At 51.0% G+C, this 14115-nt stretch carries 21 protein-coding genes; 18 read left to right on the forward strand and 3 right to left on the reverse strand.

The genetic code is table 11. The features are described from left to right. Positions 1–10: 10 nt before the first annotated feature. The 13 genes from DY252_RS00365 (at position 11) to DY252_RS00420 (ending at position 8625) form a co-directional block, all read left to right on the forward strand. Positions 11–499, forward strand: coding sequence for a DUF411 domain-containing protein (locus tag DY252_RS00365; protein WP_196871077.1), 489 nt, complete (start codon positions 11–13; stop codon positions 497–499). Positions 500–512: 13 nt separating this feature from the next. Further along, the gene (locus DY252_RS21970; protein ID WP_156518939.1) at positions 513–650 is read left to right on the forward strand and encodes a hypothetical protein; all 138 of its coding nucleotides are present in this window, start codon (positions 513–515) and stop codon (positions 648–650) included. Beyond that, positions 647–1132 (forward strand): c-type cytochrome, encoded by a 486-nt coding sequence (locus DY252_RS00370; protein WP_062956578.1) that lies wholly within the window; start codon positions 647–649, stop codon positions 1130–1132. The genes DY252_RS21970 and DY252_RS00370 overlap by 4 nt, the downstream gene beginning before the upstream one ends. Beyond that, complete coding sequence (locus tag DY252_RS00375) at positions 1129–1734, forward strand: DsbE family thiol:disulfide interchange protein (RefSeq protein WP_062956577.1); 606 nt, start codon at positions 1129–1131, stop codon at positions 1732–1734. The genes DY252_RS00370 and DY252_RS00375 overlap by 4 nt, the downstream gene beginning before the upstream one ends. Further along, positions 1731–2333 (forward strand): TlpA family protein disulfide reductase, encoded by a 603-nt coding sequence (locus DY252_RS00380; protein ID WP_062956576.1) that lies wholly within the window; start codon positions 1731–1733, stop codon positions 2331–2333. The genes DY252_RS00375 and DY252_RS00380 overlap by 4 nt, the downstream gene beginning before the upstream one ends. A gap of 13 nt (positions 2334–2346) precedes the next feature. Further along, on the forward strand, positions 2347–2763 hold the full coding sequence (locus DY252_RS22300) for a hypothetical protein (RefSeq protein ID WP_197482551.1): 417 nt from the start codon (positions 2347–2349) through the stop codon (positions 2761–2763). Next, complete coding sequence (locus DY252_RS00390) at positions 2756–3016, forward strand: hypothetical protein (RefSeq protein ID WP_062959163.1); 261 nt, start codon at positions 2756–2758, stop codon at positions 3014–3016. Before DY252_RS22300 ends, DY252_RS00390 begins: the two co-directional genes overlap by 8 nt. A 62-nt stretch (positions 3017–3078) precedes the next feature. Next, complete coding sequence (locus tag DY252_RS00395) at positions 3079–3729, forward strand: SCO family protein (protein ID WP_064788068.1); 651 nt, start codon at positions 3079–3081, stop codon at positions 3727–3729. Next, positions 3726–4175, forward strand: a complete 450-nt coding sequence (locus tag DY252_RS00400) for a copper chaperone PCu(A)C (RefSeq protein WP_062956573.1) — start codon at positions 3726–3728, stop codon at positions 4173–4175. The genes DY252_RS00395 and DY252_RS00400 overlap by 4 nt, the downstream gene beginning before the upstream one ends. Next, positions 4172–4819, forward strand: a complete 648-nt coding sequence (locus tag DY252_RS00405; RefSeq protein WP_062956572.1) for a thioredoxin domain-containing protein — start codon at positions 4172–4174, stop codon at positions 4817–4819. Before DY252_RS00400 ends, DY252_RS00405 begins: the two co-directional genes overlap by 4 nt. Positions 4820–4903: 84 nt before the next feature. Further along, positions 4904–5644, forward strand: a complete 741-nt coding sequence (locus DY252_RS00410) for a cytochrome c biogenesis CcdA family protein (protein WP_062956571.1) — start codon at positions 4904–4906, stop codon at positions 5642–5644. A gap of 188 nt (positions 5645–5832) precedes the next feature. Further along, positions 5833–8289, forward strand: coding sequence for a heavy metal translocating P-type ATPase (locus tag DY252_RS00415; RefSeq protein WP_062956570.1), 2457 nt, complete (start codon positions 5833–5835; stop codon positions 8287–8289). A 126-nt stretch (positions 8290–8415) separates the two neighbouring features. Beyond that, positions 8416–8625, forward strand: a complete 210-nt coding sequence (locus tag DY252_RS00420; protein WP_062956569.1) for a hypothetical protein — start codon at positions 8416–8418, stop codon at positions 8623–8625. A 317-nt stretch (positions 8626–8942) separates the two neighbouring features. On the opposite strand, the gene DY252_RS00430 is transcribed toward DY252_RS00420, so the two are convergent. Continuing rightward, complete coding sequence (locus DY252_RS00430) at positions 8943–9839, reverse strand: cation efflux transmembrane domain-containing protein (protein ID WP_129542657.1); 897 nt, start codon at positions 9837–9839, stop codon at positions 8943–8945. Positions 9840–9919: 80 nt separating this feature from the next. Here DY252_RS00430 and cadR point away from each other — a divergent pair, with 80 nt between their 5' ends. After that, the gene (cadR, locus tag DY252_RS00435; RefSeq protein ID WP_064788066.1) at positions 9920–10327 is read left to right on the forward strand and encodes a Cd(II)/Pb(II)-responsive transcriptional regulator; all 408 of its coding nucleotides are present in this window, start codon (positions 9920–9922) and stop codon (positions 10325–10327) included. Positions 10328–10622: 295 nt separating this feature from the next. On the opposite strand, the gene DY252_RS00440 is transcribed toward cadR, so the two are convergent. Beyond that, positions 10623–11039 (reverse strand): MerR family transcriptional regulator, encoded by a 417-nt coding sequence (locus tag DY252_RS00440; protein WP_064788065.1) that lies wholly within the window; start codon positions 11037–11039, stop codon positions 10623–10625. A gap of 109 nt (positions 11040–11148) precedes the next feature. On the opposite strand from DY252_RS00440, the gene DY252_RS00445 reads away from it, so the two are divergent. From DY252_RS00445 to merA, 4 genes are all read left to right on the forward strand, one after another. Next, complete coding sequence (locus tag DY252_RS00445; RefSeq protein ID WP_231959656.1) at positions 11149–11505, forward strand: mercuric transporter MerT family protein; 357 nt, start codon at positions 11149–11151, stop codon at positions 11503–11505. 145 nt (positions 11506–11650) lie between these two features. Then, the gene (locus tag DY252_RS22400; protein WP_269451510.1) at positions 11651–11845 is read left to right on the forward strand and encodes a heavy-metal-associated domain-containing protein; all 195 of its coding nucleotides are present in this window, start codon (positions 11651–11653) and stop codon (positions 11843–11845) included. A 3-nt stretch (positions 11846–11848) separates the two neighbouring features. Then, positions 11849–12100, forward strand: a complete 252-nt coding sequence (gene merF, locus DY252_RS00455; protein WP_064788063.1) for a mercury resistance system transport protein MerF — start codon at positions 11849–11851, stop codon at positions 12098–12100. A 1-nt stretch (position 12101) separates the two neighbouring features. Further along, entirely contained in the window at positions 12102–13523 is a 1422-nt protein-coding gene (merA, locus tag DY252_RS00460) for a mercury(II) reductase (protein WP_064788062.1), read from the forward strand. Positions 13524–13622: 99 nt separating this feature from the next. Here merA and DY252_RS00465 read toward each other — a convergent pair whose 3' ends face one another. Beyond that, the gene (locus tag DY252_RS00465) at positions 13623–14063 is read right to left on the reverse strand and encodes a MerR family transcriptional regulator (protein ID WP_082923384.1); all 441 of its coding nucleotides are present in this window, start codon (positions 14061–14063) and stop codon (positions 13623–13625) included. Positions 14064–14115 lie beyond the last annotated feature (52 nt).

Genomic DNA, 14115 nt, shown 5'->3' on the forward strand with positions numbered 1-14115 from the left:
GGAGAAACAGATGAGAAAATTAGTGATTGTGACAGGTGTTGCGATTCTGGCTGTTGCCGGAAGTGCTGCATTTACAATGTTTGCTCCGGGAAAAGGAGAGGCGCAAACGAACGTGACAGTAGCTGGTGAGAGAAGCAAATCGATCACAATCTATCGGGATCCGAACTGCGGATGCTGTGATGCCTATGGCGAATATCTTGAGACCAATGGATATCAGGTTACCCGTGTCGATGATCGCGATTTCGACAAGCGATCCGTTGCCGCCGGTGTCCCGGAGCAAGGGCTGGGCTGCCATTTGGCCGAGATTGACGGATATGTCGTAAGCGGGCTGGTTCCCGCCGAGATCATTGAACGGATGCTTGATGAACGCCCGGATATAACGGGTATCACGCTGCCCGGCATGCCACCAAATGCGCCGGGCATGGCACGTGAAAAAACCGGGACGCTGAAAACCTATGCGTTCGGAGAGGACGGCATTGCCGTTTACGCCAATGAATGAGTGTTTTGGACAGATGATGGATGGTTCGATGATGGGGGGCCCGATGATGATGCTGATGATGGCAGGAGGCGGTCTTGTGTTTCTTCTGATCCTTGCGATCCTGATCATGAGTGTTCTCGCGTTGTTTAAATATCTGCGGGGCAGGAAATGATCGCTGTATCGCCTGGATCATTGGTCACCGGATTAATGGCTGGCGTCGGCATGGCTTTGTTGTCCGGGGTAGCGGATGCTGGATCAACGCCCGAGAATCTGACTTTTCTGGAAAAGCCGATCACTCCGGAACAGATTGCACTGGGCAACGATGTCTATGCTGAATTCTGCGCATCGTGCCATGGTGCAAATCTTGAGGGGCAGAAAAACTGGAAGCGCCGCCTTGATACCGGGCGGATGCCTGCGCCGCCGCACGATGCCAGTGGTCATACATGGCGCCATAGCGACCTGGAACTTTATGCGATGACCAAGTTCGGGATTGGCGCTGTCGTGCCGGGATATGAGAGCGATATGCCTGCATTCGAGGATGTTCTGAGTGATGAGGAGATCATCGCTGTACTTGGCTATATCAAGAGTGTCTGGTCGGACGAGGAACGCGCATTCCAGCACAATCTGAATCCTAAAGACGGGAGGGCGAAATGAGTGCAGTCCCCAAAGAACATCGCCCGCAAAAGCACTTCAACCGGCTGATCTATTTTCTGCCGCTTGGCATCGCCTTGATATTGGGTGTGGCCCTGGCGAAGGGATTGACTCTTGATCCCAACACACTCCCCTCGGCCCTGTTGGGCAGACAGGTCCCCGAATTTGACCTTCCGCCGGTAAAAGGCCGGATGCAAGGTTTGTCGAGTACGGATCTCAAAGGTGAAGTGTCGCTGGTCAATGTTTTTGCCTCCTGGTGTGTCGCGTGCCGTGAAGAACACCCCGTGTTCATGAAACTGGCCCGCGACGGCACCGTTCCACTGCATGGTCTGAACTATAAGGATCAGCCTGACGACGCTGCAGAATGGCTCGATAGCCTTGGCGATCCCTATACGAGAACAGGTGCGGACATTAACGGGCGTGTGGCAATTGACTGGGGCGTCTATGGCGTCCCTGAGACCTTCGTTGTCGATGCAAAAGGGAACATTGCTTACAAGCATGTCGGGCCGGTAACGGAAAAAGTGTTGGCCGAGACCATTCTGCCAAGGGTCGAAAAATTGCGTAATGAGGCCTCAGGTGCCGGAACTGCGGAGGCACCTCGATGAAGAGCCTCTTGGTGCATATGAACCTGAAAGTGGGGTTTGCCGCTGGCATCATACTGGTGGTTGTTACCACATTGACCATAGTTTCGTTACGCAACGAGAAGAATGTCACCGATCAGGCAGCGGACAATGTAAGGCAGAGACAACAGCGCTCGTTTGTCATGCATGACGTTCCCCGGCCTCTTCCCGAATTCGGGTTCGAAAACGCCGAAGGTCAACCCATGACACTGAGTGATTTCGAGGGAACGGTCGTCTTGCTGAATGTCTGGGCTACCTGGTGTGTTCCTTGCCGCGAGGAAATGCCGACCCTGGATGCCCTGCAGGCCGAACTCGGCAGTTCGGAGTTCAAAGTCGTTGCCTTGTCGATCGACCGGGCCGGAGCGGATGTCGTGCAGGATTTCTATAGCGAAATCGGCATCCGGAATCTGGACCTCTTCATCGATCCAACCATGAAAACCACGACGGCTCTGGGCATCCCCGGTTTACCGACGACGCTTCTGATTGACAGGAACGGCCGCGAGCTTGGTCGACTTGTCGGACCGACCGAATGGGCGACAGCAGAGATGATAGATTTTCTTAAATCCCACATCTACACCGATTGAGGAAGGAACTCCTATGACCGAGATACAACAAGCCAAATCCGGTAATACCTCGCTTGGGCATGACGTGGTTCATGCCGTTCGATATTACCTGAAGGGACGTCGCGGTGTATTTGTGCTGGCTGGAACTGCCCTTGTCGCTGGGCTTGCATTTAACTGGAGCTGGATGGTTGCGGTCGGCATTGCACCTTTGCTCCTTTCTGTTCTGCCTTGCGTAGCCATGTGTGCGCTGGGTTTATGCATGAACAAAAAGGCCTGTTCGTCGAAAAAGAGCGCCAGCGATATCGCCCCTTCATCCGATGAAACCCCGAAAAACAGTCTTCCCGGCAACGAGGCCGGAAGGTCCCCGGCTGCATCAGGCGCAAATATAGCGTCTGTAACACCCCAGTCGGGACATGAGTCCACAACCGAAAGGAATGTTAGAGATGCGTAAATCAATCAAACTCACCGCGTTTGCCACAATGATGGTCGCGGGACTGGCGACAACAGCCCTATATGCCCAGGAAGCCCAAACTCCGGACAAGCAATCCCCGATGATGGAGCATGATGGCAATTCAGGCATGGGGGATATGCAGGGCATGATGGGTATGATGAAGATGATGAGCCAGATGGGGCCGATGATGGAGCAGTGTACTGAAATGATGGCTGCTATGACCGATCACATGCCGCAGCCTTCCGACAAATAACATCGTGACATGACACCCGCCCGGGACAAATACCCGGGCGGGATTTTCCACGGGATCGTTTCATGACATCGAATAATTTCAACCGGTTACGTTTCATCCGTTCCCTATTGTGGGGGATGGTTGTCCTTGCTGTACTGCTCTTTGGCGGCGCATATATCTTCCAGGCTTCCGACCGCAAGCAAATGTCGTCGGGGGCCGAAGGGACGGGAGAAGCCGCCATTCACTCTGATTTTTCCTTGACCGATCATCAGGGGAACCGTGTGAGTGAAGCAAGCTTCCCGGGGCGTTGGCAGCTTGTCTTTTTCGGTTTCACACATTGTCCTGATGTTTGTCCGACCACACTTGCCTATATGGCGGATGCGCTTGACCGCATGGGGCGTGAAGCCGACAGCGTGGCACCGATATTCATTACAATTGATCCGGCACGCGATACACCTGACGTCATGGCGGAATATGTCGAGGCCTTTCATCCGGCGCTGATCGGATTGACCGGTAGTAAGGAGGATGTCGCTGCAGCCGCCGAGGCTTTTCGGGTCTATTACGAAAAGTTGGACGACGATACAGCACCGGACGGCTATTTGATGGCCCATTCCGGGCATCTTTATCTGATGGCACCGGATGGGCGTTACCTGACTGTCTTTCGTGAAGGAGATCAGCCGGCAGAAGACATGGCAATCCGGATTCTCGCGATCATGAATGGGAGTACAATATGAAAAGAACAGCCATCGCCCTCGTCATGACCTTGCTATCAGCACTACCGGTTTCTGCCGGAAACCTTGTCGAAATATCTGACGCCTGGGCACGTGCCACGATTCTGACATCCCGTCCGGGTGTGGCATATCTTACGATCACAAGCGCTGCGACCGACCGCCTTCTGGAAATCACCACAGCTGTGGCCGACCATGTGATGATACATGATGTCGTCACGGTCGATGATGTTCGCCGGATGCGACATGTCATGGCTCTGGATGTTCCGGCCAACCGCCCGGTCACTCTGGCGCCGGGGGCAATGCATCTCATGTTGACGGGATTGCATGAAAAACTCCGTGAAGGTGAGAAGTTTCCCATGACATTGCGCTTTGAAAACGCAGGCGAGATTAGCATTGACGTCGCCATTCTTGGCATAGCTGCCGCCGGGCCGCAGGGGGAAACAGAATGATCCGGTGGTTGTTTTTGATCCTGGCGTTGACGGCCTCACCAGCTTTTGCGAATCATCCCGGTGAACACCTTGACGAGGTGATGGCGGATAAAGAGCCATATTTTGAGGTGACAAACACCGGAAAGGTTCCAGAGATAGAACTTTTTAACCAAAATCAAGGTCGCTTTAATTTGAGCGACCTTGATGATCAGATACTTATTTTAAGTTTTGTGCCAAGGGATTGTGGTGCAGCCTGTGCAGAACAGCAAACCCTACTGGCGTCCTCTCAGGCGAGGCTGAATATTAGCCCGATGCGGGAAATGGTCACGTTCATTACCGTTCATTCCGAAGATTTTTCAGATACTCCTTCTTGGGATCTGGTGAACTGGCGGCCTGTTATGCCGTCTTCGGATATCAGTGCTGTAACTGTTGCCGATAAATTCGCCAAATTGAGCCAGCGTGACGGGTCTGCGCCGATGATTCATATTATCGATCGGAATACCCGCCATGCCGGTATTTTTCACGGCACGAGTTTCAATCAGATGAATCTGATCCTTTACGTGAACGGATTGACAAACGCTGTCCACCCCCCAAAGCCGCCTGTTGAAAAGGGGTGGCTCGATCAGTTAACAGACTGGTTCTCAAAAGTAGGAAAAGAGCCCTGAACAAAGATAGGCTTAGCACTGTTTGGTTAGCTGACCTTCCTGTTCTCTGAATACTTGGTTCCTGATTTTACGGAATACAGATTAATGCCTGAACTTTCCAATATCGGCATAATAAGCGCGTTCGCCGCAGGCCTCATATCGTTTCTCTCGCCATGCGTGCTGCCTCTGGTTCCCGGATATATCTCCTATATCGCGGGTGGTGCCTCTCTTTCGACCAGAACGGAGGCAATCCGAGTTGGTCGATTGTCATCTCTTGGTTTCAGCCTGTGTTTCGTTTTGGGCTTCACCACGGTTTTCGTCCTTCTGGGGGCCAGTGCAACAGCACTTGGTCAGGTCCTGCTCGGGTACCGGTTCGAGATGAATCTGATTGGTGGCGGCATTGTCATTCTGTTCGGGCTGTTCATGCTGGGAACGCTCCGTCCGGCGTGGATGATGCGTGAAGCGCGCTTTCATCTTGATCTGCCTGGTGGACGTGTGGTTTCGGCATATACTCTTGGGCTTGCTTTTGCGTTCGGCTGGACACCCTGCATCGGTCCTATTCTCGGTGCCATTCTGACTGTCAGCGCCTCGTCGGCAACTGTCAGCGATGGTATTGCTTTGTTGATCGTATATTCCGTGGGGCTTGGAGTGCCGTTTCTCTTGGCAGCACTGTTTACCGAGAGCCTGTCTGTCAGATTGAAATCCATAGGACGCTTTGGGCGTTATCTCCGTGCAGCGGCGGCCTTGATCATGATCGCCATGGGAGTTGCCATGATGACCGGTTATATGTCCGCCTTTGCGTTCTGGCTGCTGGAAACATTCCCGCTTTTGGGGCGCATTGGTTGACGGGCCAGGAAGAACCTTCCAACAGTTAATGGCTTTCTTAGTAGTGACTTGTGCGCGCTATTTTTTGCCGAAAAATTGGAAGAAAACAGCAAAGTACACGTCGTGTGAGACACTTCGAACAAAATACTTGACCTTCCAGTGACTGGAACCTTCATACTTGCTTAAACAGCAGACAATCAGAGGTTCAGATGCAAAACCATAATCACGTGCAAATAAAACTTGATGGGATAACCTGCTCCTCTTGCGTAGCAAGAATCGAGCAAACTCTATCCGCGATGAAAGGTGTCGGAGAAGTATCGGTCAATCAGGCGAATGAGACGGCCCGAATGAAGGTCGACAAGGCGCAAAGGCTTGTCGAGATTGCTCAAGCGCTTCAGAAACTTGGTTATGCCCCCCAATATGGCAACGTAACTCTAAGTGTGAATTCAATGTCATGCGCCTCTTGTGTTAATCGCATCTCAAAGTCGCTTGGCCAAGTCACCGGCGTAATAGACGTAGCCGTCAACCTTCCAACTGAGACTGTAGCGGTGAAATTCCTACAGAATGTTGTCTCTCCGACTGAATTGTCCTCCCAACTGACTGCTTCCGGTTATCCATCTGAGATCAAAGAAACAACGGACAGTTCTATCAAGAATAAACAGGTTGCGCGTGAAATAGCCTACCGTACGCTTTGGGCTGCTTTGCTAACTCTGCCTATTTTTCTGACCGAAATGGGCGGTCATATCATCCCGGAACTTGCTAATGTTATCGAAAGCACGATCGGGCAGCAAACTTACTGGACGCTGCAATTTATCTTAACAACAGCAATTCTTGCCGGGCCGGGCAGATACTTCTTCATCAGAGGTGTCCCTTCTCTTCTGAAAGGTTCTCCAGATATGAACAGTCTGGTCGCACTCGGAACGGGAGCGGCTTATATATTCTCTACCGTTTCCACATTTCTTCCTGAACTTATACCTGTGGAAGTTCGCGCAGTATATTTCGAAGCCGCAGCAGTCATCATTGTTCTCATCCTGCTTGGCCGTTTTCTGGAAGCCCGTGCAAAGGGGAGGACTGGAGCGGCGATCCAAAAACTTCTGGGACTTCAAGTTATAGAAGCACGAGTACAACGCGATGGCGAAAGCGTCATTGTTCCTGTTGATGACCTTCAAGTTGGCGATGTTATTATAGTGCGCCCGGGTGAACGAATCCCGGTTGATGGTGTAATTGTTGAGGGAAACAGTCATATTGACGAGAGCATGATAACGGGCGAGCCAATTCCTGTTGCCAAACAAGCTGATTCAAAAGTCACAGGAGGAACCGTGAATGGTGCAGGAGGCTTCAGTTTTCGCGCAACTCGTGTTGGTGAAGACACAACATTATCGCAAATAATTCGGATGGTTGAAGAAGCCCAATCCACCAAACTTCCCATTCAGAGTCTGGTTGATCGCGTAACTCAATGGTTTGTACCTGCAGTCATGTTTTTTGCTGCACTAAGTGTCTTGGCATGGTTTTTGTTCGGTCCTGAGCCAGCCGTTACAATGGCGTTGGTGGCAGGTGTTTCTGTTCTAATAATAGCCTGTCCTTGCGCAATGGGGTTAGCCACACCAACCTCCATCATGGTTGGAACAGGTCGTGCAGCTGAAATGGGTATTTTGTTTCGCAAGGGAGACGCACTTCAGGAACTTCGTTCCGTTCAGATCGTTGCGCTCGACAAGACTGGTACTTTGACGGAAGGACGGCCAGAGGTAACCGATTTTGTGGTTGCTCAAGGCTTCACAAAACTTGAAGTTTTAAGGTATGTAGCTGCTGTTGAAGCCAGATCGGAACACCCGATTGCCAACGCAATCGTATCTACGGCGCGCCGTGAGAATATTGACGCAGACCAACCAGTTACAGATTTCACCTCATTCACTGGTTACGGCGTCCGAGCAAAGGTTGATGATGCAACTGTCCTAGTTGGAACTGAACGCCTGATGCGACGAGAACAGATTGATCTCAAAGATTTTCCTGCAGTTGTTCAAAAGCTCTCACGAAACGGGCGAACAGCATTGTACGCAGCAATTGACGGACAGGTTGCTGCTGTTATCGGAGTGTCAGATCCTGTAAAGCCTTCAAGCAGGGACGTGATAAAAGCGCTTCACAGCCTTGACCTGAAAGTCGCAATGATAACAGGTGACAGTCTTGAGACTGCACAGGTAATTGCAGAGGAAACTGGAATTGATCATGTAGTTGCTGGAGTGTTGCCAGACGGCAAGGTTGCGGCCTTGAATGATCTTCGTGGAGAGGGGCGGAAGATTGCATTTGTTGGTGACGGTATTAATGACGCACCTGCTCTCGCTCATGCCGATGTTGGGATCGCGATAGGCACAGGCACTGACGTGGCAATTGAGTCGGCAGATATTGTTCTGATGTCTGGCGATCTTGGCGGCGTCATCAATGCCTTTGAAGTATCCAACCGGACGATGCGAAACATTCAGCAAAATCTGTTTTGGGCTTTTGGCTATAACACCGCACTTATCCCTGTTGCTGCAGGTCTGCTTTATCCTTTCTCTGGAATTCTGCTCACTCCTGTTCTCGCAGCAGGCGCAATGGCGTTGTCTTCGGTCTTTGTTTTAACAAATGCATTGCGGCTCCGTAAAATTGTGCCGGTAATGCGTATGTTGTGATCGCGTGATTGGATTGAGAAAGAACTGAAAAGTTCTATTAGATCGTGAGTGCGTCAAAGTACCGGTAGGAGAAGTTCTTCTCGGCAAAAACCTCTCTTACCCAATACCGGATTAAGGAGCGATTAAATGACGACCTCAAGTGATGAACAATTGGAGTATGTAGTTTTGCATGCTTTCAAACATGCCTGCAGCTGCGAAAGGCTTGATATTGCCGAATTTATGCTAAGAGCCCTTGAAAAGCTTGATCAGGAGCGAACGGAACATGACACCGTGGATCGTCCATTGATGGATGCGTATCGTGATTTGACGGCAAGCTCACAGCATCACAATAATTGATAGCTGGGGTGGTAAGGTCAATTGGAACACTTGAATTAACATTTCAAAGTATCCTTCATCTTTCAGCAAACCGAGTTTCACATGGCACGATTTAATTCGTGTGAAGAAGAGTTGGTGGCTTTCTCAATTGGCAACTGAATGCAGCACAGGTGTTCCATGTATGTACCCAATTAAAGAACGGGGCACAGAAACAGACTCGCCATAGGCCATTAATTGTTGCCCCAGTCATTTTATAGCCTGATCCGACGCAGGAAGTACGCCAGAAATGGGCAATAGGTCATGTCGTGAGCGATTTTTGCCCGCAATGGACACTGCTCTTAACCCTTGATAGCCAGAATGCGTTTGGCGCCGTTCAGTACAATGACCCCGGCGATGGTGCCGATGATCAGGTCCGGATAATTGGATCCGGTCCACGCGACCAGAACGCCGGCGGTGATGACCCCCAGATTGATCACCACGTCATTGGCCGAGAATATCCAGCTTGCCTTCATGTGCGCCCCGCCCTCCCGATGTTTGGATATGAGCAGCAGACAACTGGCATTGGCAATCAATGCGACGAATGCGATAGCCATCATCACCAACGATTCAGGCTCACTGCCAAATACAAACCGTCTCACCACCTCCGCTAGTGCTCCAACAGCCAAAATTAGCTGCAGAACACCAGCAAGATGCGCAGCACGCACCTGCATTCTTATACTATGCCCAACAGCATAAAGGGCGAGCCCGTATACCGCCGCATCTGCGAAATTATCAAGGGACTCACTAATTAGGCCAGTGGACTGGGCGACCAGGCCGGAAATCATTTCTATTAGAAATAGGAGTGCATTGATGCCAAGCAACCAACGTAAGGTACCGGCCTCTTGTTTGATAGAGGCAGTTGAGGCTTCGGCGGTCTTGATGGTCTCTGGATCGGCTGCGGTGCTTTTCTGAAGCGTAGCACCTAGCCCCAAGGTCTCCAACTTTGTAGTGATAGCGGCAACTTCGCCATTGTGTACGACCTCCAACTGGTGGCTCGACAAGTCGAAGGACAAGACCTGAATCTCCGTAAGGCCGTTCAGGGCGAGGCGGATTATTCGTTCCTCTGACGGGCAGTCCATTTTTGGCACTGCATAAATACTGATCCATTGCTCTGATGCTTCGGAGGCGTTCGGTTCATCGGTATTCGATGGCGGAGGTGCATCACTACCAGAAAGGCTATCACAGAATCTACTCATGACATGGTTCCACTTTAAATTATAATGTTACCATTCAAAACTATATAGTAACTATAAGGTCAATAGGGTGGAGAGGACAAATGCGTATTGGTCAGTTGGCACGGTTAGTAGAGATCGACACACAAACAATCCGCTTCTATGAACAGCAGGGCTTATTGCCGCCGGTAGGGCGGCGAGAAAACGGTTACCGCGTCTATACCAAAAAGCATGGTCAACGGTTGAGATTTATCCGTCGCTGCAGAATTCTGGGTCTATCTCTGGCTGAGATTTCCGAACTACAGCAGCATCAGGATGAGCCTCATCAGCCTTGTAATGCGGTCAACGTTTTACTTGATGATCACATATTTCATGTACAATCACAGATTGCCACTCTGCAAGCTCTAGAAATACAACTCGTTTCACTAAGAGAAAGTTGCAAGGATGGACGGGACGTAGAGGCATGTGGCGTTCTTTCTGGGATCAATGAGAAAGAAACACATAAGAGGTAGAGGGATTTTCCAGTCGACCAACCCGAAAAACCAAGATTTTACTCTTGCCGATTCAATTATATAAACAGCAGCTTTTTTTTGGTTTTCTTACAAAATACTTCCTATCTTATCTATTCTTGGGGGGCGTAACCTTAGTTATGATCCGGCATTTCATCATAAGTTTCTGTTGATATTTAGCCCAAGGATTTGGGAATAATTGAAATTTACTTCATTTGTTGGCATGCTGACGTTGTTGTAAAAATTGATAACTGGCCTCTTTGTCCTTGTGATGAAGCCGAACTCACAAGCTACTACTTCAAACGTGGAACAAGGCTTCCAGAACAGGGCACTCAGGCACATCTTTTACTGAACATTGAGCTGCCGTTTCCGCCAAAACCTGTTCGATCCGTTTCAGGTCATCAATTTTTGTGCGCACGTCAGCGAGATGGCTTTCCGTACGCTGTTTGACCTCCGAACATGTTTGCAACTGACCATCTATAAGAGTCAGCAACCCCCGGATATCTTCAATCGAAAAACCCAGTTCACGGGCGCGCAGGATAAACCGCAACCGGGAAACATGTGTTTCGTCATACAGCCTGTAACCCGTTTTGCTGCGCCGCGGATCTGGCATCATGCCGGTCTTTTCATAATAGCGGACCGTTTCAAGGTGGCAGCCTGTCACCTTCGACAATTCTGCTCGCTTTAGTCGCCTCCCGGAATTGTGATCGTCCATGTGATCAAAACCTCCTTGAGTCTGTATTAGCTACAGACTGTATCTTAACTGCGAATCGAATTCGAGGTAAATCACATGAACGATATCAAATCGGACGACCTGTTGTCTGATGACGGGAAGCAGACAAAAAGAGGTCTGCTTGCGACTGGTGGTGTGGTCGGAGCCATTCTTGCATCCGCCTGCTGTGTGGCCGCCGCTCCTGCTTCTGATGCTGGGCGTATCAGGGGCATGGATCGGCAATCTGACGGCCCTTGAACCTTACAAACCACTCTTCGCGACGGTGGCTCTGATATTTATCGGGATGGGGTTCTGGCTGGTCTATTTCAAGACCAAGCCAGCTTGTGACGACGGGTCTTACTGCGCCCGTCCGGAATCCGCACTGATCACCAAAGCCGCCCTGTGGTTCTCAACCGTGCTGGTGGGATTGGCCCTGACAATCAACTGGTGGGCACCGCTGTTCTATTAGGAGAAATCGAGATGAAACGAACAGGCATTATTCTGGCCGGGGCATTTGCCTGGGACTGGCTGTCATATATCCGGGAGGCTACCTCCCAACTGCGGCGCTCGCTGCCAGCGCCACAGCGCAGGATGAACAAACAACCGTTTTCGACATCGAAAACATGACCTGCGCCCTGTGTCCGGTGACGGTCAAAACCGCGATGGAAGCCGTCACCGGCGTAGAGGCCGTAGACGTCAACTTCGATAAAAAAACCGCAACTGTCACCTTCAACTCGTCAGTCGCCAATGTGGAAACCATCGGGATCGCTTCGACAAATGCCGGTTATCCGGCCAAGGCGCGGGATTAAATAATGCGTGGCAACACCATTTTCAAAAAAGGGATCGTCGGAACAATTTTTGCTGCGATCTGCTGTTTCACACCAATCCTAGTTGTCATGTTCGGGGCCCTTGGACTCTCTGCATGGCTGGGCTGGATAGACTATGTCCTCATACCCGGATTACTCCTGTTCATTGCCCTGGCACTTTACGGCTACCGGCAGCGAACCCGTGCGCACGCTTGCTGCGAGACCGATACACAACCAACCACCCGGAAAGGAAGATAATATGAACAATTGTTGTTCGACCGACAAACAGGACTATGACCTTGCTGTCATCGGCGCGGGTTCGGCCGGTTTTTCGGCGGCGATTACGGCCGCTGAACAGGGCGCAAGGGTCGCACATATCGGCAAGGGAATGATTGGCGGCACATGCGTCAATGTCGGGTGTGTGCCCTCCAAAACCATGATCCGTGCCGCAGAGGCCGTGCATGGTGCAGCGGGTGCTGCGCGTTTTCCCGGCCTCTCCGGAAACGCTCATGTCGCTGACTGGCAGTCCCTGATCAAGGCTAAAGAGGATCTGGTTTCCGGTTTGCGTCAGAAGAAATATATCGATCTGCTGCCCGAATATGATGGCATCGATTATCTCGAAGGGGATGTTGTATTTAATGACACCGGTCTTCTGCTTGACGGCAAAAAGCTTGTTGCAAGAAAGACAATCATTGCAACCGGCACATCCCCGTCATTTCCCGATATTCCGGGCATTGAGAATGTCCCCTGTCTGACCAGCACAACGGCACTTGAACTTGATCAGCAGCCACGATCACTTCTCGTGATTGGCGGCGGATATATCGGTTGTGAACTGGCTCAGATGTTCGCACGGCTCGGCAGCTCGGTTACGCTGGTGACACGGTCACGGCTTCTTCCCGAATCAGAACCGGAAATTGCTGCATCGCTCACTCAGGAGTTAAGGAATGAAGGGGTATCCGTTCGCACGGGCCTCACCTACGAGAGGGTTGAACGGAAGAATGATAAAACGGAACTGACCATTAATGTCGAAGGCCAAGCCGAGGTTCTTTTTGCTGAACAGATCCTGGTAACGACAGGCCGTAAGCCGAATACAAACGGATTAGGCCTCGAAACGGCCGGAATTGAAGTAAATTCGAATGGCGGAATTGTTGTGGACGGGTACATGCGGACGACGCGTCCTGATGTATATGCTGCGGGCGATGTGACCGGGCGCGACCAGTTCGTTTATATGGCAGCTTATGGCGCCAAACTTGCGGCAATAAATGCCTATAACCGTGACGAACAGACATATGACAACACAACGATGCCCTGGGTTGTCTTCACCGATCCACAAGTTTCTGGCGTAGGTCTCTCCGAGGTTCAGGCACAGAAACGGGGCTTTGTGGTCAAGACATCTGTCGTGCCGCTTGATCAGGTGCCCAGATCACTTGCCGCCCGTGATACACGCGGTTTGATAAAACTCATTGCAGATGAAGCAACTGACCGCTTGCTGGGCGCTCAGATACTGGCACCCGAGGGCTGTGACAGCATTCAGACAATGGCGCTGGCCATACGCTTCGGGATGACCGCCAAAGAACTGGGGGAAACAATCTTCCCATATCTGACAACAGTAGAAGGGCTTAAATTGGCTGCCCAAACATTCAACAGGGATGTGTCGAAACTATCCTGCTGCGCGGGATAGTCTGATCAAGATATGAGAATCCTGCCTTGCGAACGCTCATCTCTTCGGAGCCCGAGAATCTTTTGCTTCCGAAGCTGGACGGGAACGATAAGTCGATAATCAACAGCATTTATTGTTCTCGGGTTTCGCAATGTCTTTAAACACCAGACATTCCCGACCAGGGCCACCTGAACAGGCCGCATCACACTGTTCGACAAACCCAGTCAGGCTCTTCTCCAGCGCACGAAGTTCTTTAAGTTTTGCGCGGACATCTGTTAGGTGTGCGTGAGCAATGTCCCGAACTTCTCTGCAATTCTGATCGGGGCTAATCGACAAACCCGCCAAAAGCCGAACCTGGTTGATGGAAAAGCCGAAGTCTCGGCATCGCCTGATAAAGATCAGACGCTCTTTGTCGCTTTCGTCATAGATGCGCTGGTCGCTTGTAGTTCGACGCGGCTTGGGTAACAGACCTATGTCCTCGTAATACCGGATCGTCGGCGAAGCAACTCCGGTCGCCTTGGCAAGGGTGCCGATACTCAGCATACCCGAACGACTATTCATGGCAAAATCTCCTGTTGTCCTTCAAGTTACTTGAAGGTTTAGGCTTTCGCCA

Source organism: Thalassospira indica, from assembly GCF_003403095.1.
Taxonomy (GTDB): Bacteria; Pseudomonadota; Alphaproteobacteria; order Rhodospirillales; family Thalassospiraceae; genus Thalassospira; species Thalassospira indica.